The organism is Limnohabitans sp. G3-2 (assembly GCF_002778275.1).
In the GTDB taxonomy this organism is placed as follows: Bacteria; Pseudomonadota; Gammaproteobacteria; order Burkholderiales; family Burkholderiaceae_C; genus Limnohabitans_A.
Window position 1 is genome coordinate 57,593 of the sequence record NZ_NESG01000007.1, and the last position, 21,797, is coordinate 79,389.

The window sequence follows — 21,797 nt, forward strand, 5'->3', positions numbered from 1 at the left end:
AGCGTGGCCAACACCAGCGCTGTCCCCCCCGGTTTGTCTGAGCTGCAAATTCGCCTGGGCTATGCCTTTCGCCAGCCCGCTTTGCTGCAACAAGCGCTGACGCACCGCAGTTTCAGTGCAGACCACTACGAGCGCTTGGAGTTTTTGGGCGACTCGGTGCTCAACCTGGCCGTCTCGCACCTGCTGTACGCCCAGTTGGCCGACATGCCTGAAGGGGACTTGTCCCGCGTACGGGCCAACCTGGTCAAGCAAGACACACTCCACCAATTGGCCAAAACGCTGGACGTTTCTGTCGTTATGCGTTTGGGCGAAGGTGAGATGCGCTCTGGCGGTCAAGGCCGGCCTTCCATCTTGGCGGACATGGTCGAAGCCATCATTGGCGCGGTCTACCTCGATGGTGGCTACCCGGCTGCCCAAGCCTTGGTCGAACGGCTTTATGCCAAAGTCGACATCAAACCCGACATGCAGGCCGTGGGCAAAGACCCCAAGACCGAGCTGCAGGAGTGGTTGCAAGGGCGCAAGCTTGCGCTGCCCAAATACACCGTCGTCGGCACGTCCGGCGCGGCGCATCGCCAGCAATTCGAGGTCTCGTGCGAGGTGACCGAATTGCGCCAAACCCAACAAGGCTCGGGCGCGTCGCGTCGTGCAGCTGAACAAGCAGCGGCAGCCGCCATGCTGCAGACCTTGAAATCCGAAAGCGCCGCATGAGCACCGACCAAAAAACCAATGACTCGGCGCGCACCGCGCAAGAGCAGACCCTGCGCCGCCCGGTTCAAATCGCGGGCGTCACCATTCAGCCGCGCGTCGCCTCAGAAGACGCCGCTTTGCCCCCCGTGGTCGCGACCCCCGTTCCCGTTCCCGCTCCCGTTGCGGGCCAGCGCTGCGGCTTGGTGGCCATTGTGGGCAAGCCCAACGTGGGCAAGTCGACGCTGCTCAATGCCTTGGTGGGCCAAAAAATCAGCATCACCTCGCGCAAAGCCCAAACCACGCGCCACCGCATCACCGGCATCCGCACGCAGGGCGCTGCCCAGTATGTGTTCGTCGATACGCCCGGTTTCCAGACCATCCATGGCACGGCGCTCAACAAGTCGCTCAACAAAACCGTGGTCGGCGCTGTGAGCGATGTGGACCTGGTGCTGTTTGTGGTCGAGGCGGGCAGCTTCACCACGGCGGACGCCAAGGTGCTGGCCCTGCTCAAGCCCGGCATCCCGGTCTTGTTGGTGGCCAACAAACTCGACAACGTGCACCGCCGTGGCGACATTGCCCCATGGCTGCAAAGCATGCACGAGCGTCACGCCTTCACCGAGTTTGTGCCCATGTCGGCCAAGCAGCCCAAAGACATTGAACGCCTGCTCGGCATTTGCGAGAAGTACCTGCCCGAGCAAGCCTGGTGGCATGCCGAAGACGAATTGACCGACCGCAGCGAGAAGTTTTTGGCCAGCGAAATGGTGCGCGAAAAACTTTTCCGCCTGACCGGTGACGAGTTGCCCTACACCTCCACGGTGGTGATCGACAAGTTCGAAGAAGAAGCGGGTCGCACCGCCAAACGCATGCTGCGCATTGCCGCCACCATCGTGGTCGAGCGCGAAGGCCACAAGGCCATGGTGATCGGTGACAAGGGCGAAAAGCTCAAGCGCATCGGCACCGAGACGCGTGTTGAGCTGGAAAAGCTGCTGGATGCCAAGGTGTTCATCGAGCTGTGGGTGAAGGTGCGTTCGGGCTGGGCCGACGACGAAGCGCGTGTGCGCAGCTTTGGCTACGAGTAAGCCCGGCGTCCATGGCCACCCAGCGGATTGCAGACGAGCCAGCCTATGTGCTGCACCGCTACGACTGGAGCGAAACCAGCCTGATCCTCGAAGTCTTCACCCGCCACCATGGCCGGGTGGCCTTGGTGGCCAAAGGGGCCAAGCGGCCCACATCGAGTTTCCGCCCGGTGCTCTTGCCGCTCCAGCCTTTGTCGCTGGCATTCGGGGGCGACGGCGACATCCGAACCCTCAAGTCCGCCGAATGGGTGGGCGGCCATGTCATGCCCACGGGCGAAGCGCTGCTGTCGGGCTACTACATCAACGAGTTGCTGATGCGCCTGACAGCGCGAGACGATCCCCATCCGCATTTGTTTGAGGTGTATGCCGCTGCCGTTCGCCTGCTCGCCAGTGGCGACCCCAATGCCCTGCAATGGGCCCTGCGCGGTTTTGAATTGCTGCTGCTGCGTGACATGGGGCTCTTGCCCGCCCTGAACTTGCAGACCTTGACCCTCAAGCCTTTGTTGCCCACGGACAGTTATGCCCTGGTGCCTGAAGCGGGCTTGCAGTGGGTGAGCGATGACCCCCGCCACGCCTTGCGCGGCGACCAATGGCTGGCACTGCACGCCGCGCTGGCTTCAGCCAGCCCCTTGGCGGCCTTGCTGCGGGACTGCGCCGACCTGCTGGTGCAACTCCAAAGGCCTTTGCGCCTGATGCTCAATTACCATTGTGGTGTCGGTGCCTTGCGCACCCGCCAAATGATGCTGGACCTGCAATCCCTATGAACACATCCCAAAGCGTGGCCTTGTCGGTCAATGTCAACAAAGTCGCGCTGTTGCGCAACTCGCGTCACCTGGCCATCCCCAGCGTCACGCGTGCCGCCGAGCAGTGCCTGCAAGCGGGTGCGCAAGGCATCACCATCCACCCTCGGCCTGACGAGCGACACATCCGCGCCAGCGACGTGCCCGAGCTCCACGCCCTCATGCAAGTTTGGCCCGACCGGGAGTTCAACATCGAAGGCAACCCTTTTCACAACCTGATGGACCACGTGCGCGCCGTGCGACCGCACCAGGTGACCTTTGTGCCCGACAGCGAAGGGCAGTTCACCAGCGACCACGGCTGGACGTTTCCGCAGGATGCCGAGCGCCTCAAACCGCTGATTGACGAGTGCAAGGCCCTGGGCGTGCGCGTGAGCCTGTTCATGGACCCCGAACCCGAACAAATGGCGGCTGCCCGCGCCGTGGGGGCCGACCGGGTGGAGCTGTACACAGAGCCCTATGCCGCCAGCTGGGGCACGCCAGACCACGCCACCCAGCTGCAGCGCTACGCCGATGCGGCCCATGCCGCCTTGCAAGTGGGTTTGGGCCTGAACGCAGGACACGACCTCAACCGCGACAATTTGCCCGCCTTTGTGGCCGCCGTCAAAGGCCTGCAGGAGGTCTCGATTGGCCACGCCTTCATGGCCGACGCGCTGGAGCTGGGTTACAGCGCCACGGTGCAGGCTTACCTCGCTTGCCTGAAAAAATGATCTACGGCATCGGCACCGACATCTGCGACATCCGCCGCATCCAAGCCAGCTTGGAGCGGCACGGCGAGCGCTTTGCCGCCAAGGTCTTGAGCGACGCCGAAATGAGCACTTGGAAAGCCCGCAGCGCCCGCTGGCCCGAGCGGGGTGTGCGCTATCTCGCCACACGCTTTTCGGCCAAAGAGGCCTTCAGCAAGGCCATCGGTCTGGGCATGCGCATGCCCATGACCTGGCGCTCGTGCGAAATTGGCAAACTCCCCAGCGGTCAGCCCGTCATCGTGCTGCACGGTGAACTCAAGGCTTGGTTTGAAGCCAAGGGCCTGAGTGCCCACATCACCGTGACCGACGAGTCCGAATACGCCGCCAGTTTTTGTGTGGTCGAGTCGCACGCTTCCTCTTGAATTACTTTTGTTCACCCTGAACTTCTGAGACACGCATGAGCTTCCACGCCCCCCTGATCATCGACATTGCCGGCACCACCTTGACCGATGTGGACCGCCGTCGCTTGGCGCATCCGCTCGTGGGCGGCATGATTTTGTTTGGTCGCAACTGGCACAGCCGCGCGCAGCTGACCGCGCTGTGTGCCGACATCAAAAGCCTCCGACCCGACCTCTTGATCGCGGTGGACCACGAAGGCGGCCGTGTGCAGCGCTTTCGCAACGACGGCTTCACCCACCTGCCACCCATGCGCGCCTTGGGCGAGCTTTGGGCGCAAGACGACAAGGGCCAAGCTGGCTCTGGCGTGCTCAAGGCCTGCGAGGCGGCCACCTCGGCGGGCTTTGTGCTGGCCAGCGAGTTGCGCGCTTGCGGCGTGGACTTCAGCTTCACACCTGTTTTGGATTTGGACCACGTGGATGACACCCCCACGGCAGGGCACGCCCAGGCGGTCCCCCGAGGAGGCTCGGGAAGCTTGGGGCGGCCCGGCGTTTCCCGCAGCGGCGTCATCGGCGACCGCGCTTTTGCGCGCGACCCGCGCGTCGTGAGCCTGCTGGCACGCAGCCTGATGCAAGGCCTGCTGCAAGCGGGCATGGGCAACTGTGGCAAGCATTTCCCAGGACACGGGGCCGTCAAGGCCGACTCGCATGTGGCGCTGCCCGTGGACAAGCGCAGCCTCAAAACCATCTTGGCCGATGACGCACAGCCTTACCGCTGGCTCACCAGCGTGCTGACCGCCGTCATGCCCGCCCATGTGATCTACAGCAAGGTCGACAGCCGCCCTGCGGGCTTCTCATCGCGCTGGCTGCAAGACATCCTGCGCGCCCAACTGGGCTTTCAGGGCGTGGTGTGCACCGACGATTTGTCGATGGCGGCGGCCCGTCAATTGGACGGCCGCACCCTCAGCTACACCGAGGCGGTGATCACCGCGCTGCAAGCCGGGTGCGATCTGGCGCTGCTGTGCAACCGCTCGGCGGTGAATGAGGGCGCCGAACTGGACGAGGTGCTGGACCAGCTGGCCGAGGCCCAACTCAAAGGCCACTGGACACCGAGCGACATCAGCGAAGAGCGGCGCTTGAACCTTTTGCCTCGGTCACCCGCCCGCCCTTGGGACGAGTTGGTGCGCTCGGCCGACTACATGCACGCGCTCGACCGCTTGCCTTGACCAACCACAGGACACCAGAATGAACTGGATTGCACGCATCATCATGGGTCTGCTTGGACTGGGTTTCTTGGCGGCCTTGCTCTTGGGTTTGCTGTGCTACATCGTTTATGCGACGGTGCGTTGGTTGTTGACAGGCCGCAAACCTCAGGTGGTGATGGTTTGGCAGCAGTTCAAGGCCATGCGCCAGGGCTTCCAACAGGGTGGTTTCCGTGCAGGCGCCGCACAAGGCTTTGAGCCCCCCAGAGCCCAAGGTGCCCCGTTTCCCCATGACGACCAGGTGGTCGATGTGGAGGTGCGTGAGGTGTTGGAGGATGCTCCGCGCTTGCCGCCCCGCCAGCGGGATTGAATTTTGATTTTCCCAAAGACAAACCCGGCCGAGGCCGGGTTTGTTGTTGGCGCTTGGGCCATTTATTCCTGCACGTGCCGCAAGGCAGGGAACAGGATCACATCGCGGATGCTGGCGCTGTCGGTCAGCAGCATCATCAAACGGTCAATGCCGATGCCGCAGCCGCCTGCAGGCGGCATGCCGTATTCGAGCGCCCGCACGAAGTCGTGGTCGTAGTACATGGCTTCGTCGTCGCCATCGTCTTTGGCGGCCACTTGGGCGTGGAAGCGTGCGGCTTGGTCTTCGGCGTCGTTGAGCTCGGAAAAGCCGTTGCCGAACTCGCGACCGGTGATGTAGAGCTCAAAGCGCTCGGTCACTTCGGGACGTGTGTCGTTGGCACGGGCCAGCGGGCTGATCTCGGTCGGGTGCTCCATGATGAAGGTGGGCTCCCAGAGCTTGTCTTCCACGGTTTCTTCGAAGTAGAACACCTGCAGGCTGGCGAGACTGCGTGTGGACAGCTTGTCCTTGGCTTCGCTCATGCCCAGCTTTTTCAGGGCGTTGATCAGCCACTCGGCGTTGTCCACGTTGCCTGCGGCTTCGGTGTGTTTCACGATGGCTTCGCGGATCGTCATGCGGGCGAAAGGCTTGTTCAAGTCGACAGGCTTGCCGTTGTAGGTCAGATTGAGCGTGCCGGCAGCGGTCATGGCCGCGTCGCGGATCAGGCTTTCGGTGAAGCCCATCAGGTCTTGGTAGTTCCAGTAAGCCGCGTAGAACTCCATCATCGTGAACTCGGGGTTGTGGCGCACCGAGATGCCTTCGTTGCGGAAGTTGCGGTTGATCTCGAACACCCGCTCAAAGCCGCCCACCAGCAAGCGCTTGAGGTACAGCTCGGGCGCGATGCGCAAGAACATTTCTTGCTCGAGCGCGTTGTGGTGCGTCACAAAGGGCTTGGCGTTGGCACCACCCGGAATGGGGTGCAGCATGGGCGTTTCGACTTCGAGGAAGCCGTGCTGGACCATGAACTCGCGGATGCCGCTGACGGCCTTGCTGCGGGCCATGAAGCGCTTGCGGGCGGCTTCATCGGTCATCAGGTCCACATAGCGCTGGCGGTATTTGACTTCCTGGTCGGCCACGCCATGGAACTTGTCGGGCATGGGGCGCAGGCTCTTGGTGAGCATGCGGATCGAGGTGGCATGGATGGACAACTCGCCGGTGCGGGTTTTGAACAGGTGGCCTTCCACGCCCACGATGTCGCCCAAATCCCAGTGCTTGAACAGGGCGTACAGCTCTTCGCCCACGTCGTCGCGGGTGACATAGACCTGGATGCGGCCTGTGGCGTCTTGCAGGGTGGCAAAGCTGGCTTTGCCCATGACGCGCTTGAGCATCATGCGGCCGGCCACCTTGGCGGTGGTTGGGGCCACGCCTTCGCCGTTCAGCGCTTCGGCGGCTTTCTCGCCATGGGCCTGGTGCAGGTTGGCCGCATGGTGCTCGGGCTTGAAGTCGTTGGGAAACGCCACGCCCTTGCCCTCGGCCTGCGCCTGGCGCATGGCCTTGAGTTTTTCGCGGCGCTCAGCGATCAGTTGGTTTTCATCTTGAGGGGCGGGCGCGGCTGCAGCGTTGGCGTTCGTGTCGGACATGTGGGGCGGTGGTTGGGCTCAGGGCGCGTGGCGGGTGTGAGCCTGGATTGCGGAAAAAAATAGAGAGCGTTGCTGCGCCAAGGCGCGTCACCCTCTATTTTAAGAGTTTGCAGGGGGCTTTTGGCCTTGGCTTGCTGGGCTTGTTGCCGAAGGCTTGGCGCCGCTCACCATGTCCCCGATCAGCTCCAAGCGCAGCAAGGGCTCCTGCAGGGCAAACAGGCGGTATTTCATCTGCAATGGCAAGGGCAGCAATTCGCCCCAGCGGTGGGACAACCAGCTGCAGTCCTGCAAACGCCAGGCCTCGGCCCAGTGGGGCACCACGCTGGCTTGCTCGCTCAGTTGGCTCAGCACTTCGTGCATGTGTGTGGACAGGTGTTGCAAGTCTTCAGGCACTTGCACGGCGGGCTCGGGCGGCAGGGCTTGCACTGGGCCCGTCCACAGACCGTCGCTGCGCTGCTGCGGGGTCTGGCACCTGAATTTCTCCATGCCGCGGCACCAAACCATGACCAAACCGGGCTGGGGCCGTTCGATGCGCTCGATGTTGACCCGTGTCCCGATGGTTTCAAACTGCTCTTGGGCCGCCCCGGGTCGGTGGACTTCACGCCCTTGGGTGAGCGTCACCACACCAAAACCGCTGCCTTGGCGTTCACATTCACCGATCATTTGCAGGTAGCGCAGTTCAAACAATTGCAGGGGCAAGAGAGCGCCGGGAAACAGCACGGTGCCCAGGGGGAACAGGGGCAATTCCTCCCATGGCGCGGGGGATGGGGTGGGCACTGAACTCATCTGGGTATCATCGCACGAGCAGGAGATGTGCAATGTGGTTTCAAATGGTCAGCATGGTTTTGGATGTGGTCGCTGGTTTGGTGGCGGGCACCTGTTTGCTGCGTTTCCTGATGCAGTGGCAGCGCATCTCGTTTCACCAACCTTTGGGTCGATTCGTGTTTGCCATGACCGATTGGTTGATCATGCCTCTGCGCAAAGTCATTCCTGCTTGGACGAACTGGGATTTGTCCAGCTGGGTGGGCGCTTGGTTGGTCAAGTTGGTGCAATTTTTGTTGCTGTGGCTCATTGCCGGCGGTTCTGGGTCTTTGGCTTGGTTGCCCTTGTTCAGCTTGGTCGGCTTGGCCCAGATGGTGGTGTCGGCCTTGAGTGCCTTGGTGCTGGTCTTGGCCATCATGTCTTGGGTCAACCCGGGCTCTCCCATGTACGCCCTGACCGTTCGTTTGTGTGACCCTTTCCTGCGCCCTTTTCAGCGCTGGGTGCCCTTGATCGGTGGCATCGACCTGTCACCCTTGGCCTTGCTTCTGCTCTTGCAAATGCTGGGCATGCTGCTGGCAGGCCTGCAGATGGGCTGGATGCGCTGAGCCCTTGGACGACCCGCCCCATGAAAAAGCCCTCTGATGAGGGCTTTTTCATGGGAGATGCTGGCCTTGTTGGGGTTCAGCTGACGGCATCGGCCGGCTGGCGCTGCAGCATGGCCAGGGTGCTGGCAATGGTTTTGCGCAGTTCGCGGCGGTCGCAGATGAAGTCCACCGCCCCCTTGGTTTGCAAAAACTCGGCGCGCTGGAAACCTTCGGGCAGGGTCACGCGCACGGTGCTTTCGATCACGCGGGGCCCTGCAAAGCCGATCAGGGCTTTGGGTTCGGCAATCACCACATCGCCCAAAAAGGCGAAACCCGCCGAGACACCACCCATGGTCGGGTCGGTCAGCACGCTGATGTAGGGCAGGCCTTTTTTGGCCAGACGGGTCAGGGCGGCGTTGGTCTTGGCCATTTGCATGAGCGAGAGCAGGCCTTCTTGCATGCGGGCGCCGCCTGTGGCGGTGAAGCAAACAAAAGGCACTTTTTGCGCGATCGCGGTCTCGACACCGCGCACAAAGCGCTCACCCACGACGGAGCCCATGGATCCGCCCATGAAGTCGAACTCGAAACAGGCTGCCACCAATTCAATGTTGTGCACGGCCCCACCCATGACCACCAGGGCGTCTGTTTCGCCCGTGTTGTTCATGGCTTCTTTCAGGCGTTCGGGGTATTTGCGGCTGTCCTTGAACTTCAAGGCATCAACGGGCACCACTTCTTGACCGATTTCGTAGCGGCCTTCGCCGTCCAGGAAGGCATTGAGGCGGGCGCGCGCACCGATGCGCAGGTGGTGTGAGCAACCGGGGCAGACGTTCTGGTTTTCTTCCAGGTCGTTCTTGTAAAGCACCGTCTCGCAGCTGGGGCACTTGACCCACAAGCCTTCAGGCACCGAGCGGCGGTCGGCCGGGTCGGTGTGCTGGATCTTGGGGGGGAGCAGTTTTTCGAGCCAACTCATGAGGGGTTCTCCTTGTGCGACGAATTATCGTTGAAACGTCGGCCGGCTTGTTCAGGCGTCCAGGGCTTGGCGGATGCCGCGCAAAAAGTCAGAGGCCACGGCGTTGATGTCGGTGTCCTGGGCCGCGTCGATCAGCTGGATCAGGCGCGAACCGATCACCACCGCGTCCGCCACGCGGCTGATCGCTTGGGCCGTTTGGGCATCGCGGATGCCAAAGCCCACGCCAACGGGCACGCTGACGTGCTGGCGAATGCGCGGCAGCATGGCTTCGACCGCGTCGGTGTCGAGGGTGCCCGAGCCGGTCACGCCCTTGAGCGACACGTAATACACATAGCCGCTGGCCACTTGGGCCACCTGCTGCATGCGCTCGTCGGTGCTGGTGGGGGCCAGCAAAAAGATCAGGTCCATGTGGTGGGCGCGCAGCTTGGCGGCAAATTCGACGCATTCTTCGGGTGGGTAGTCCACGATCAACACGCCGTCCACGCCCGCCGCCGAGGCGTCGCGAATGAAGCTGTCAGCGCCGTGTTTTTGGTCATAGCGCTCCACCGGGTTGGCGTAACCCATCAGCACCACCGGGGTGGTGGTGTTGGTTTGGCGGAATTCGCGCACCATGGCCAGCACCTGCACGGTGCCAATGCCCAGTGCCAGGGCTTTGTCGCCTGCTTTTTGGATGACCGGGCCGTCGGCAGACGGGTCCGAAAACGGCACCCCCAGTTCGATGATGTCGGCCCCGGCGCCGGCCATGGCATGCATCAGGGGCACGGTGGTGGTTTTTTGGGGGAAGCCTGCCGTGACATACGGGATCAGGGCTTTGCGGCCCTGGGATTTCAGGGTGGAGAGGGTGGCGTCGATGCGGCTCATGGCTGACCTTGTAGGAGTGTGGGAGCGAGCCCCTGCTTGCGAATGAACGACAGGCTTTGACGGGTCCATTCGGCCGCAGGGGCCGCCTCCCACGAGGGTTTATTTGACGAAGTTGACGGGCTGCTCGCCACCTTTGACCGATTGGCCTTGGCAGCTGGGGCGGCAATAAAAATCGGCGTTCGACAAATCGGCCACGGTGCCGATGTCTTTGTCGCCGCGCCCGGACAGGTTGACCAAAATGCTTTGCTCAGGGCGCATGGTTTTGGCCAATTTCATGGCGTAGGCCACGGCGTGGCTCGATTCGAGGGCCGGGATGATGCCCTCGGTGCGGCACAGGTAGTGGAAGGCCTGCAGGGCTTCTTGGTCGGTGATGCCCACGTACTCGGCGCGGCCAATGTCCTTCAAGAAGGCATGCTCGGGGCCGACGCCGGGGTAGTCCAAGCCAGCGCTCACACTGTGCGTCTCGGTGATTTGGCCGTTTTCGTCTTGCAAGATGTAGGTGCGGTTGCCGTGCAGCACGCCCGGTGTGCCCAGTTGCAGCGAGGCGGAGTGCTTGCCGGTGTCCAGACCTTCGCCCGCAGCTTCCACACCGATCAGGCGGGTTTTGTCGTGCGGGATGTAGGGGTAGAAAATGCCCATGGCATTGCTGCCGCCGCCCACGCAGGCGATCACGGCGTCGGGTTGCTGCTCTGCCATTTGGAGCGTTTTGAACAGCTCGGGCATTTGCGTGAGGCACTCCTCGCCGATCACGCTCTGGAAATCTCGCACCATCATGGGGTAGGGGTGGGGTCCTGCCACGGTGCCGATGATGTAGAAGGTGTTGTCCACGTTGGCCACCCAGTCGCGCATGGCTTCGTTCAGGGCATCTTTGAGGGTTTTGCTGCCGGACTCCACGGGCACCACGGTCGCGCCCAAGAGCTTCATGCGGTAGACGTTGGGGCTTTGGCGCTTCACATCTTCTGCGCCCATGTACACCACGCATTCCAGACCGTAACGGGCACAGATGGTGGCGGTGGCCACACCGTGCTGGCCTGCGCCCGTCTCGGCAATGATGCGCGGCTTGCCCATGCGCTTGGCGAGCATGGCCTGGCCGATGGTGTTGTTGATCTTGTGGGCGCCCGTGTGGTTCAGGTCTTCGCGCTTCAAGAAGATTTGTGCGCCGCTCATCTCACGGCTCATGCGGGCCGCGTGGTAAATGGGGGAGGGGCGACCGACAAAGTGCGCCAGCTCCGACTTGAATTCGGCGATGAAGGCCGGGTCGTGTTGGTATTGGGCGTAGGCGGCTTTGAGCTCGTTGATGGCGTGCGTCAGGGTTTCGCTGACGAAACTGCCGCCATAGATGCCGAAATGGCCTTTGAGGTCGGGTTGTTGGTAATCGAACATGGTGATGGCCTTGGTGGGGGGCGGGTGTGCTCGGTGCTCGCAGTGCTGAACGTTGCAAAGGGAGCCGAGGCCAGCGCGGGGAATGCTTTAAAGGGAGATTGCGTTGTCTGCGGTGCGCACCGCTTGGACAAACTGCCGCATTTTGTCGGCATCTTTGAGGCCCTTGCCTGCTTCGATGCCGGAGCTCACGTCAACGGCCAGAGACAGGCCGTGCGTGCGCAGTGCCCGAATGCCATCGCCCACGTTTGCAGGTGTGAGTCCACCAGACAAAACGAGGTGAGCATTGACGTTTGGTGGCAGGAGTGACCAATGGAATGTTTTTCCGCCGCCGCCGTATCCGTCGACGTGGGCGTCGAGCAAGAGGGCTTGGGCTGATTGATGAAAGTGTGCAAATTCTAGCAAGTCGAAGTCATGGACCTCGGACAGGGGAATTCGGGCGGCTTTGAGGTGGGGGCGGCCCGTGCGCTGCGACATGTCTTGGCAGAAGTCGGCCGTCTCGTCGCCATGAAACTGCAGCAAGGCGCCGGGCACGGCGGCGCAAGCGGCCTCAATGCGCTCGGGCGTTTCATTGACGAAGAGCAGCACGGGCGTCACAAAAGCCGGCAGCAGGCGAGCCAGCTCGGCGGCGCGCTCCGTGCTCACGCTGCGCGGACTCGGCGGGTAAAGCACAAAACCGATGGCGTCGGCACCGAGGGCGCAGGCGGCCAGCACATCGGCCTCGCGGGTGAAACCGCACATCTTGATGCGCGTGCGTTGCTGCGGGGCGGGGCTGATCAGCGTCATGGCAACCAATCAAAAGCAGGGGTGGTGTCGGGCAGGCCCCATTCGGGGCTGTAGATGGGGCCTGCAAAGTACAGCCCATCGGGGGAAAAGGTGGGCGCTGCCGCATCTCGGCATTGGGCCCGCAGCACCTCACGCATCCAGTCGGGGGACTGTTGCCCTTGGCCGATGGTCACCAAGCAGCCCATGATGTTGCGGATCATGTGGTGCAAAAAGGCGTTGCCTTCAAACTCGAAGCGCCAATAAGCGCCGTGCCGGGAGATGCGGATGTGCCGCAGCGTTTTGACAGGCGACAGGGCCTGGCAACTGCTGGCCCGAAAAGAGGAGAAATCGTGCTCACCCAGCAGGTGCTGACTGGCTTCTTGCATCGGCGCCTCGGCCAGTGGGCGGTACACCCAGCCCACGCGTCCGGCCTCTAGGCTGGGCCTGACGGCTGAATCGAGCAGCACGTAGATGTAACGCCTGCCCGTGGCGCTGGCGCGGCAATGGAAAGTGTCGGGCACGATTTGCGCCCATTGCACCGCAATGTCAGAGGGCAGGTAGCGGTTGGTGCCGCGCAGCCAAGACTGTGGCTCGCGCTTCAGGTCGGTGTCGAAATGCACGACCTGCATGAGCCCGTGCACACCCGCATCGGTGCGCCCCGCACACAAAGTGCTGACCCGGGGCACATCGGCAAATTTGGACAAAGCATTTTCGAGTTTGTCTTGCACCGTTTGGCCCGTGCTTTGGCTTTGCCAGCCTTGGTAGGCGCTGCCCAAATAGCCAACACCGAGGGCGACTCTCACGTTGTGGGGCCTGCCGCTGGGTCCGCCTCAGGCGCGGGGCGCGTTGCGGGCGTGGGCGTCAGGTTCAGGTCGAGGTTGGCAAACTGCGGCGGCAAACCGGAAGGCAAAGGCGGACGTTCAAGCTGAACTTCATGCTGCGGGCCTGTGGTGAAAGACGCGCCCGGTTGACGCGGTAAACCGCTGGCAGCATGCTCGGCAAACAAGGGATGGCTGCTGCTTGGGCGTCGTCTGGCCCACCACACCCAGCCCAACATGCCGCTGAAAAGCGCCAGAGCCCAAGCCCAGATGGCCGAGCTGGCGCTGATTTTTTCCAACAAAGATGAGGGCTGCGTTGTCGCGACAGCCAGGGGCACGTTGGGGGCGGAAGTCTGGCGCTCAGTCGGGGCACTCGCCTGAGCTGGATCGGCCACAGGCGGGCTGGAGGCCGACAAGGACTTGAGTGTGTCCAGGTTTTTTTTGAGCGCTGCCAGTTGTTCTGTTTTGTCCTGAATTTCTCTTTCAACGGCCAATCGGGCTTCGTCGGAATCCTTGCCGGCTTCACGTTTGCTGAGCGTCAAGGTGTCTTTGGCCGCAAGCGGCGCCGTCGGTGTGGGCTCAGCGGGGCTGAGTTTGCCAGCCATTTCACGGCTGGCCGTGTCGGGCGCTTTGAGCGCCGATTGCGCCAGCCGGCGGGCATAAGCCACAAAATCCACGGTTTGCGCCACCACGGTTTGCCGGGCTTCTTCGGCTGAAATTTGAGCGGCTTCTTGCGCACTGGGCCGTTGAACTTGAGCGCCTTCACGCAACAGGTTCACATTGCCCTCTATGAAGGCCTCTGGGTTGGCACGCACCATGGCCAAGAGCATTTGCTCCAGCGTGACGCCCGCAGGCAAAGGGCGCACAAGCAGGCCGGTGGCGGTATCCCCTGCCCGCACCTTGACGGTTTCTGGGGGACGCGGGTTGTCTGCCCGCGCGACAGGGTTGGCCACGGCGGCCAAAGCCAGTGGGGCGACCACAGGGGAGGTGACCTCTCCCTCCGATGGCGTTGGGGCGGGGCGTTGGGCGACGGCGCCAACGGGGGAGACCAGCAAGGTGTAATTCCTGGCCAAGCGGCCCGAAGGCCACTGCGCCTCCACAATCACATCGATGAAGTGCTCGTTGACGGGTGTCAACCCTGTCAAGGCGATGAAGGGTTTGCCGTCGCCGCGAAACTCGAGGCTGGTCTGCAAACCGTTCAAGGCAGGATGGAAGGCCATTTGGGCCTGCTCGTAGCTGGCCAAGGAGGCTGGCTGCAGCTTGAGCCTGCGTAAATCCTCGACCTTGTACTGCGTGATTTCAATCGCCGCCCGAAGCGGCTGTCCGATGCCCGACTCCACCGACACCTGACCCAATGTCAAAGCCAGCGCGCACGGGCTGGCCATGGCCATGGCCAAAGTCAATCCCAGGCGCAGGCCCAACACCTGCGGATCAGGGGGTGGTCGCAGACGCATCGGCCGAAAAAGCATCAAGCGTCCAACAAGATGCGCAGCATGCGACGCAGCGGCTCGGCCGCGCCCCACAGCAGCTGGTCACCGATGGTGAACGCGCCGACATACTCTGGGCCCATGGCCAGTTTGCGCACACGGCCCACGGGAATGGTCATGGTGCCGGTCACGGCCACAGGGGTCAGGTCCTGGAGGGTGGCTTCGCGGGTGTTGGGCACCACTTTGACCCACGCGTTGTCGGCGGCGATCATGGCTTCGATGTCGGCCACAGGCACGTCTTTTTTCAGTTTGAAGGTCAGGGCTTGGCTGTGGCAGCGCATGGCGCCCACGCGCACGCAGAAACCGTCCACGGGAATGGCCGCCGAGTTGAAACCCTCGCCCAGACCCAAGATCTTGTTGGTTTCGGCCATGCCTTTCCACTCTTCCTTGGACGTGCCCCAACCGGCTTCGTCCCGGTTTTTGCCGATACCCAGGTCCTTGTCGATCCAAGGGATCAGCGAGCCGCCCAGTGGCACGCCAAAGTTGGCGGTCTCGGCGCCTGTCAGGGCGCGTTGCTTGGCAATGACTTTGCGGTCGATTTCCAAAATAGCGCTCTTGGGGTCGTCCAGCAGGGCTTTGACTTCGGCGTTCAGCGTGCCGTATTGGGTCAGCAACTCGCGCATGTGCTGCGCACCACCGCCCGAAGCCGCTTGGTAAGTCTGGGTGCTCATCCATTCGACGAGGCCGGCTTTGTACAAAGCGCCCACGCCCATCAACATGCACGAGACGGTGCAGTTGCCGCCCACCCAGTTGTTGCCGCCGTGCGCCAAGGCGTTCTTGATCACGGGCATGTTGACCGGATCCAAGATGATCACGGCGTCTTTTTCCATGCGCAGGGTCGATGCGGCATCGATCCAGTGGCCATTCCAGCCGGCAGCGCGCAGCTTGGGGAACACTTCAGAGGTGTAGTCGCCGCCTTGGGCGGTGATGATGATCTCGCAGCGCTTGAGCTGCTCGATGTTGAAGGCGTCTTGCAGCGTGGTTTCGTTCTTGGCCATCGAGGGGGCTTTGCCGCCCGAGTTCGATGTGGAGAAGAACAAGGGCTCGATCAGGTCAAAGTCTTTTTCCTGAATCATGCGGTCCATCAGAACCGAGCCGACCATGCCGCGCCAGCCAACCAAACCTACCAACTTGCTCATTTCATTGCCCTTTCAAAGTTAAACAGTGTGAGACCTGACTGTTTGCCCCGGCTCGTCTGGCCGGGGAGGGCGCACGACGAACCAGAGCCCTTAGCCCTTAATGGTCGTCGTTTTGATGGTGATTGCACGCACACCGACAGCCACTGCAGCGGCAGTGTTGACGTTCAGGGAGAACAGGTGTGCGTGGAACATGGGCGAAATTGTAATGGATGCGGCCTGAGTGCTTCCTGACAGCATCCTTGGGTGGTTCAACCCAGTGCTTTGACCACGGCATCGCCCATTTGTGCGGTGCCCACCTTGGTGGTGCCTTCGCTCCAGATGTCGCCGGTGCGCAGCCCCTGGGCCAGCACTTTTTGCACCGCGGCTTCGATGCGCTGGGCAGCTTCGGGCTGGTTCAGGCTGAAGCGCAGCATCATCGCCGCCGACAAGATGGTGGCCAGTGGGTTGGCCACGCCTTTGCCCGCGATGTCGGGGGCGCTGCCGTGGCTGGGCTCGTACAGGCCCTGGTTTTTCGTGTTGAGGCTGGCCGAGGGCAGCATGCCGATCGAGCCGGTGAGCATGGAGGCTTCGTCGCTCAGGATGTCGCCAAACATATTGCCCGTGACCACCACGTCAAAACGCTTGGGTTCTTTGACCAGTTGCATGGCGGCGTTGTCCACATACATGTGGTCCAGCGCGATGTCGGGGTATTCTTTGCCGACTTCGGTGACCACGTCTTTCCAGAACTGGAAGGTTTCCAGCACGTTGGCTTTGTCCACGCTGGTCACACGGCCTTCTGTGCCGGCGGCTTTGCGCTTGCGCGCGGCCTGGAAGGCGACGTGCGCGATGCGTTCGATCTCGGGCTTGGAGTAGCGCATGGTGTCAAACGCTTCTTCGGCGCCGGGGAAGTGGCCATCGGTGGCGATGCGGCGGCCGCGCGGCTGGCCAAAGTAGATGTCGCCCGTCAGCTCGCGGATGATCAGGATGTCCAGACCCGAGATCAACTCGGGCTTCAGGCTCGATGCCCCCACCAACTGCTCGTAGCAAATGGCCGGGCGGAAGTTGGCGAACAGGCCCATGTTTTTGCGCAGGCCCAAAATGGCTTGCTCGGGGCGCAAAGGCCGGTCGAGCTTGTCGTATTTCCAGTCGCCCACCGCACCAAACAGCACGGCGTCACTGTCCATGGCCAGCTTGAGCGTGGCTTCGGGCAGGGGGTGGCCATAGGCGTCGTAGGCGGCACCACCGACCAGGGCGGTTTCCATCTCGAACTTCAGCCCGAGGGTGTTGAGGACTTTGACGGCTTCGGCGACGATTTCGGTGCCGATGCCATCACCGGGGAGGACTGCGATTTTCATGTTCACTGACTCTGCTGTGGGAGGCCGCCCCTGCGGCCGAGATATGGGCGTGCATTCGGCTGCAGGGGCAGCCTCCCACAAGGGGTGCTTGGGTCAATGGGCGGTGTGGGCCAGCCAAGGCTTGGTGACCAGGCGCTCGGCTTCATAGGCCTTGATCTTGTCGGCGTGGCGCAGGGTCAGGCCGATGTCGTCCAAGCCGTTGAGCAAGCAGTATTTGCGGAAAGCTTGCACTTCAAACGGGATTTCCTGGCCTTGAGGGCGCACCACGACCTGGCGTTCCAAGTCGACGGTGAGTTCGAAACCGGGAAAAGCCGCGACTTCGTCGAACAGTTGGGCCACCACGGCTTCGGGCAGCACAATGGGCAGCAGGCCGTTCTTGAAGCAGTTGTTGAAGAAGATGTCGGCAAAGCTGGGTGCGATCACGCAGCGAAACCCGTATTGGTCAATCGCCCAGGGCGCGTGTTCGCGCGAAGACCCGCAGCCGAAGTTTTTGCGGGCCAGCAAAATGCTGGCGCCTTGGTAGCGGGGCTGGTTCAGCACGAAGTCCGGGTTGGGCTTGCGGCTGGCCGGGTCTTGGCCGGGAAAGCCCACGTCCAGGTAGCGCCATTCGTCGAACAGGTTGGGACCAAAGCCGGTTTTGCGGATCGATTTGAGGAACTGCTTGGGGATGATGGCGTCGGTGTCCACGTTGGCGCGGTCCATCGGGGCCACCAGGCCTTTGAGGAGGGTGAATTTCTGCATGTTGTGGTTCCTCGAACGCTTCAGGCGAATTGGCGGATGTCAACAAAGTGGCCGTGCACGGCCGCGGCGGCGGCCATGGCGGGGCTGACCAAGTGGGTGCGGCCCCCCGCGCCCTGACGGCCTTCGAAGTTGCGGTTGGACGTCGATGCGCAGCGCTCACCGGGCTCCAAGCGGTCGGCGTTCATGGCCAGGCACATGGAGCAACCGGGCTCGCGCCACTCAAAGCCTGCGGCTTTGAAGATCTCGTGCAGGCCTTCACGCTCGGCTTGTTCTTTGACCAAGCCCGAACCCGGCACGACCATGGCCAGCTTGACGTTCTTCGCCACTTTTTGGCCGAGCTTTTTGACGACGGCCGCCGCTTCGCGCATGTCTTCGATGCGGCTGTTGGTGCATGAACCAATGAACACTTTGTCGATGGTGATGTCGGACAGCGCTTTGCCGGGCTGCAGGCCCATGTAAGTCAGTGCGCGCTCAATGGCGTCGCGCTTGACGTCGTCTTTTTCTTTGTCCGGGTCGGGTGTGAAACCGTCAATGCCCAGCACCATCTCGGGCGAGGTGCCCCAGGTGACTTGCGGCACGATGGCGCTGGCGTCGAGTTCGACAACGGCGTCAAAGTGCGCACCCGGGTCGGACTGCAAGGACTTCCAGTAGGCCACGGCGTGGTCCCACTCGGCGCCACCGACAAACTGGCCCGTTTTCGGGTCAGTGCCTGGTGAGAGCAAACGGCCTTTGACGTACTCGATGGTTTTGTCGTCCACCGCCACCAGGCCAGCGCGCGCGCCGCCTTCGATGGCCATGTTGCAGACCGTCATGCGGCCTTCCATGCTGAGTGCCCGGATGGCCGAGCCTGCGAATTCGATGGTGTAGCCGGTGCCGCCCGCGGTGCCAATCTTGCCGATGATGGCCAGCACGATGTCTTTGCCGGTCAGGCCTTTGGCCAGCGTGCCTTCCACCTTGACCAGCATGTTTTTGGCTTTTTTGGCCAAGAGCGTTTGCGTGGCCATGACGTGCTCGACCTCGGAAGTGCCGATGCCATGGGCCAGTGCGCCAAACGCGCCGTGCGTGGAGGTGTGCGAGTCGCCACAGACCACGGTCATGCCGGGCAGGGTGGCGCCGTTTTCAGGGCCGATGACGTGCACGATGCCTTGGCGCTTGGACAAGAAGGGGAAGAAGGCGGCCGAGCCCGATTCCTTCATATTGGCATCGAGCGTGGTGATTTGTTCTTTGCTGATCGGGTCGGTGATGCCGTCGTAGCCCAGTTCCCAGCCGGTGGTGGGGGTGTTGTGGTCGGCGGTGGCCACGATGGAGCTGACACGCCAGACTTTGCGGCCGGCTTGGCGCAGGCCTTCAAAAGCCTGGGGGCTGGTGACTTCGTGCACCAAGTGGCGGTCGATGTAGAGGACGGAGGTGCCGTCTTCTTCGGTGTGGACGACGTGTTCGTCCCAGATCTTGTCGTAGAGCGTGCGTGCCATGGAGGTTCCTTGCTGTGCAGCCTGCCATTTTATGCGGATAGGCGGCCTTCATTGGGCCTTCTGTCATGGCGTTTTGGTCGCTGCGGTGACTTGAGCGGCCGGGGTCCGGGGCTGCCAGGCCTCATCAGTCGCTTCGCGCCAGCAAATCGGCCTGACAGCCCCGGGCCCCAACCGCTCAAGTGCTGGTGGTCCTGATGAAAAAAGCCCGCACAGGGCGGGCTTTCGCGGTTCGGGTGTTGACCGATCAACGCTGCACGTCGCGGCGTGGAGAGCCCGTGAACAGCTGACGTGGGCGGCCGATTTTGTACTCGGGGTCGCTGATCATTTCGTTCAATTGGGCAATCCAGCCCACTGTGCGGGCCAGGGCGAACACACCGGTGAACAGGTTCACAGGGATGCCGATGGCGCGTTGCACGATGCCGGAGTAGAAGTCCACGTTGGGGTAGAGCTTGCGGCTGACGAAGTAGTCGTCTTCCAAAGCGATCTTTTCCAGGGCCTTGGCCAGCTTGAACAGGGGATCGTTTTCAAGGCCCAGCTCTTTGAGCACTTCGTCGCAAGTCTCTTGCATCAGCTTGGCGCGGGGGTCGTAGTTTTTGTAAACACGGTGACCGAAGCCCATGAGCTTGACGCCAGAGTTCTTGTCTTTGACCTTTTCCATGAATTCGCCGACCTTGGAGATGCCACCCATTCTTTGGATGTCTTCCAGCATGTTCAGGCAAGCCTCGTTGGCGCCACCGTGGGCAGGGCCCCACAGGCAAGCCACGCCCGCAGCAATGGCGGCGAAAGGGTTGGTGCCCGACGAGCCGCACAGACGGACCGTCGATGTCGACGCGTTTTGCTCGTGGTCAGCGTGCAGCGTGAAAATGCGGTCCATGGCGCGCTCGAGCACGGGGTTGACCACGTACTCTTCGCAAGGGGTGCCGAACATCATGCGCAGGAAATTGCCGGCATAGCTCAGGTTGTTCTGGGGGTACATGTACGGTTGGCCGACGCCGTACTTGTAGGCCATGGCCACCAAGGTGGGCATTTTGGCGATCAAACGGATCGCTGCAATGTGGCGGTGTTCTGGGTTGTTGATGTCTGTGCTGTCATGGTAGAAGGCTGACAAAGCGCCAATCAGGCCTGTCAACACCGCCATGGGGTGCGCATCACGGCGGAAGCCGCGCAGGAAAAACTGCATCTGCTCGTTGACCATGGTGTGCTGGTTCACCAGCTTGTGGAAGTCTTTGCTTTGCTGGCCCACAGGCAATTCGCCATTCAAAAGCAGGTAGCAGGTGTCCAGATAGTCGGCCTTGTTGGCCAATTGCTCAATGGGGTAGCCGCGGTACAGCAGTTCGCCCTTGTCACCATCGATGTAGGTGATGGCCGATTGGCACGATGCCGTGGAGAGGAAGCCGGGGTCGTAAGTGAACATGCCGCTTTGGCCGTAGAGCTTGCGGATGTCGATCACGTCAGGACCGATGTTGCCCGAGTAAACGGGCATCTCGATGCTGGGACTGCCATTGGAGAACGACAGGGTGGCTTTGTTATCGGCGAGTTTCATGGTGGGTTTCCTCAAAAATTCAGGGGGTTGAACCTGTTCGGTTCACGCTCTCAACATGTCCAGGACTTCACGCACCTCTTCGGTGCTGATCTCAGGCTGCAGCTCCTTGCGGCGCAACAGCAAGTCCATGAGATCGTTGTCAGACAGGTCCATCAGGACATACATCCCCCGGGCTTGGCCAACCGACAAACTGCTCGCGTGTTGGTTGAAAAAGCGCTCGATGAACAAATCATTCTCGAGCAGACCCCGGCGGCTGCGCCAGCGCAGCTTGCTGAGTGACCGCTCGCTCAAAGGCGCGAGGCGGTCAGCGCCAACCAATGACGCGTCTTCCAGGATAGGGGTGACGGTCATCAGACGGCGCGGCGGACCATCATCTCTTTGATCTTGCCGATGGCCTTGGTGGGGTTCAGACCCTTGGGGCAGACATCGACGCAGTTCATGATGGTGTGGCAGCGGAACAAACGGTAGGGATCTTCCAGGTTGTCCAAACGCTCAGCGGTGGCTTCGTCGCGGCTGTCAGCGATGAAGCGGTAGGCTTGCAGCAAACCGGCTGGACCCACGAACTTGTCGGGGTTCCACCAGAAGCTGGGGCAGCTGGTCGAGCAGCTGGCGCACAAAATGCATTCGTACAATCCGTTCAGCTCGTCACGCTCTTCCGGGCTTTGCAGGCGCTCGGTCTCAGGTGGGATGGTGCTGTTGATGAGGTAGGGCTTGATCGAGTGGTACTGCTTGAAGAACTGGGTCATGTCCACGATCACGTCGCGGATCACGGGCAGGCCGGGCAGGGGCTTCAACACAATCGTGCCGGGCAAGGTGTTCATGTTGGTGAGACATGCCAGACCGTTTTTGCCGTTGATGTTCATCGCATCCGAGCCGCAGACGCCTTCACGGCAAGAGCGGCGGAAGGAAATGGAGGGGTCCACGGCCTTGAGTTTCATCAAAGCGTCGAGCAGCATGCGCTCGTTGCCGTCCAGTTCAACCTGGATGGTTTGCATGTAAGGCTTGGCATCCTTGTCAGGATCGTAGCGGTAGATCTGGAATGTGCGTAGGGTCATGAAAGAACTCCTGATGTGTTCGGTGGGTCGACCGCCACCCTGAGGTGAGCGGTCTTG

23 protein-coding genes are annotated in these 21,797 nt (G+C 62.0%); 8 read left to right on the forward strand and 15 right to left on the reverse strand.

Going from position 1 to position 21,797, the window contains the following annotated elements:
- Positions 1-3: 3 nt before the first annotated feature.
- From rnc to B9Z31_RS12405, 7 genes are read left to right on the forward strand one after another with little or no spacing between them, the layout of a single operon-like run.
- Positions 4-708, forward strand: coding sequence for a ribonuclease III (rnc, locus tag B9Z31_RS12375; protein WP_369804704.1), 705 nt, complete (start codon positions 4-6; stop codon positions 706-708).
- Entirely contained in the window at positions 705-1,766 is a 1,062-nt protein-coding gene (gene era / locus B9Z31_RS12380) for a GTPase Era (protein ID WP_199174495.1), read from the forward strand. The genes rnc and era overlap by 4 nt, the downstream gene beginning before the upstream one ends.
- Positions 1,767-1,777: 11 nt before the next feature.
- Positions 1,778-2,527, forward strand: coding sequence for a DNA repair protein RecO (gene recO, locus B9Z31_RS12385; RefSeq protein WP_100119889.1), 750 nt, complete (start codon positions 1,778-1,780; stop codon positions 2,525-2,527).
- Positions 2,524-3,270, forward strand: a complete 747-nt coding sequence (locus B9Z31_RS12390; RefSeq protein WP_100119890.1) for a pyridoxine 5'-phosphate synthase — start codon at positions 2,524-2,526, stop codon at positions 3,268-3,270. The genes recO and B9Z31_RS12390 overlap by 4 nt, the downstream gene beginning before the upstream one ends.
- Positions 3,267-3,668 carry a holo-ACP synthase gene (gene acpS / locus B9Z31_RS12395; protein WP_100119891.1) on the forward strand — a complete coding sequence of 134 codons (402 nt, stop codon included), beginning with the start codon at positions 3,267-3,269 and terminating at the stop codon, positions 3,666-3,668. Before B9Z31_RS12390 ends, acpS begins: the two co-directional genes overlap by 4 nt.
- A 35-nt stretch (positions 3,669-3,703) precedes the next feature.
- Positions 3,704-4,867: a beta-N-acetylhexosaminidase gene (nagZ, locus tag B9Z31_RS12400; protein ID WP_100119892.1), complete on the forward strand. Its 1,164-nt coding sequence runs from the start codon at positions 3,704-3,706 to the stop codon at positions 4,865-4,867.
- 19 nt (positions 4,868-4,886) lie between these two features.
- Positions 4,887-5,213, forward strand: coding sequence for a hypothetical protein (locus tag B9Z31_RS12405; RefSeq protein ID WP_100119893.1), 327 nt, complete (start codon positions 4,887-4,889; stop codon positions 5,211-5,213).
- A 62-nt stretch (positions 5,214-5,275) separates the two neighbouring features.
- Here the strand turns inward: B9Z31_RS12405 and lysS are convergent, their stop codons facing one another.
- Together lysS and B9Z31_RS12415 are read right to left on the reverse strand one after the other, a co-directional pair.
- Positions 5,276-6,829, reverse strand: coding sequence for a lysine--tRNA ligase (lysS, locus tag B9Z31_RS12410; RefSeq protein WP_100119894.1), 1,554 nt, complete (start codon positions 6,827-6,829; stop codon positions 5,276-5,278).
- 99 nt (positions 6,830-6,928) lie between these two features.
- The gene (locus B9Z31_RS12415; RefSeq protein WP_100119895.1) at positions 6,929-7,615 is read right to left on the reverse strand and encodes an LON peptidase substrate-binding domain-containing protein; all 687 of its coding nucleotides are present in this window, start codon (positions 7,613-7,615) and stop codon (positions 6,929-6,931) included.
- A 32-nt stretch (positions 7,616-7,647) separates the two neighbouring features.
- Here B9Z31_RS12415 and B9Z31_RS12420 point away from each other — a divergent pair, with 32 nt between their 5' ends.
- Positions 7,648-8,196: a YggT family protein gene (locus B9Z31_RS12420; protein ID WP_100119896.1), complete on the forward strand. Its 549-nt coding sequence runs from the start codon at positions 7,648-7,650 to the stop codon at positions 8,194-8,196.
- Positions 8,197-8,272: 76 nt separating this feature from the next.
- On the opposite strand, the gene accD is transcribed toward B9Z31_RS12420, so the two are convergent.
- From accD to B9Z31_RS12485, 13 genes are all read right to left on the reverse strand, one after another.
- Complete coding sequence (gene accD / locus B9Z31_RS12425; protein ID WP_100119897.1) at positions 8,273-9,145, reverse strand: acetyl-CoA carboxylase, carboxyltransferase subunit beta; 873 nt, start codon at positions 9,143-9,145, stop codon at positions 8,273-8,275.
- A 51-nt stretch (positions 9,146-9,196) separates the two neighbouring features.
- Positions 9,197-10,006, reverse strand: a complete 810-nt coding sequence (gene trpA / locus B9Z31_RS12430) for a tryptophan synthase subunit alpha (protein ID WP_100119898.1) — start codon at positions 10,004-10,006, stop codon at positions 9,197-9,199.
- 99 nt (positions 10,007-10,105) lie between these two features.
- Positions 10,106-11,389 carry a tryptophan synthase subunit beta gene (gene trpB / locus B9Z31_RS12435; protein WP_100119899.1) on the reverse strand — a complete coding sequence of 428 codons (1,284 nt, stop codon included), beginning with the start codon at positions 11,387-11,389 and terminating at the stop codon, positions 10,106-10,108.
- An 87-nt stretch (positions 11,390-11,476) separates the two neighbouring features.
- Positions 11,477-12,172 carry a phosphoribosylanthranilate isomerase gene (locus B9Z31_RS12440; protein WP_100119900.1) on the reverse strand — a complete coding sequence of 232 codons (696 nt, stop codon included), beginning with the start codon at positions 12,170-12,172 and terminating at the stop codon, positions 11,477-11,479.
- Entirely contained in the window at positions 12,169-12,954 is a 786-nt protein-coding gene (truA, locus tag B9Z31_RS12445) for a tRNA pseudouridine(38-40) synthase TruA (protein WP_100119901.1), read from the reverse strand. The genes B9Z31_RS12440 and truA overlap by 4 nt, the downstream gene beginning before the upstream one ends.
- The gene (locus B9Z31_RS12450) at positions 12,951-14,423 is read right to left on the reverse strand and encodes a FimV family protein (RefSeq protein WP_158235683.1); all 1,473 of its coding nucleotides are present in this window, start codon (positions 14,421-14,423) and stop codon (positions 12,951-12,953) included. The genes truA and B9Z31_RS12450 overlap by 4 nt, the downstream gene beginning before the upstream one ends.
- A gap of 14 nt (positions 14,424-14,437) precedes the next feature.
- Positions 14,438-15,595, reverse strand: coding sequence for an aspartate-semialdehyde dehydrogenase (asd, locus tag B9Z31_RS12455; protein ID WP_100119903.1), 1,158 nt, complete (start codon positions 15,593-15,595; stop codon positions 14,438-14,440).
- Positions 15,596-15,843: 248 nt separating this feature from the next.
- Positions 15,844-16,929, reverse strand: a complete 1,086-nt coding sequence (gene leuB / locus B9Z31_RS12460) for a 3-isopropylmalate dehydrogenase (protein ID WP_100119904.1) — start codon at positions 16,927-16,929, stop codon at positions 15,844-15,846.
- Positions 16,930-17,022: 93 nt separating this feature from the next.
- The gene (gene leuD, locus B9Z31_RS12465; RefSeq protein WP_100119905.1) at positions 17,023-17,670 is read right to left on the reverse strand and encodes a 3-isopropylmalate dehydratase small subunit; all 648 of its coding nucleotides are present in this window, start codon (positions 17,668-17,670) and stop codon (positions 17,023-17,025) included.
- Between the two features lie 20 nt (positions 17,671-17,690).
- Entirely contained in the window at positions 17,691-19,142 is a 1,452-nt protein-coding gene (gene leuC, locus B9Z31_RS12470) for a 3-isopropylmalate dehydratase large subunit (protein ID WP_100119906.1), read from the reverse strand.
- A gap of 244 nt (positions 19,143-19,386) precedes the next feature.
- Positions 19,387-20,685, reverse strand: a complete 1,299-nt coding sequence (gene gltA / locus B9Z31_RS12475; protein ID WP_100119907.1) for a citrate synthase — start codon at positions 20,683-20,685, stop codon at positions 19,387-19,389.
- Between the two features lie 42 nt (positions 20,686-20,727).
- On the reverse strand, positions 20,728-21,036 hold the full coding sequence (locus tag B9Z31_RS12480; protein WP_100119908.1) for a succinate dehydrogenase assembly factor 2: 309 nt from the start codon (positions 21,034-21,036) through the stop codon (positions 20,728-20,730).
- Complete coding sequence (locus B9Z31_RS12485) at positions 21,036-21,740, reverse strand: succinate dehydrogenase iron-sulfur subunit (RefSeq protein ID WP_019427020.1); 705 nt, start codon at positions 21,738-21,740, stop codon at positions 21,036-21,038. The genes B9Z31_RS12480 and B9Z31_RS12485 overlap by 1 nt, the downstream gene beginning before the upstream one ends.
- Between the last annotated feature and the right edge of the window lie 57 nt (positions 21,741-21,797).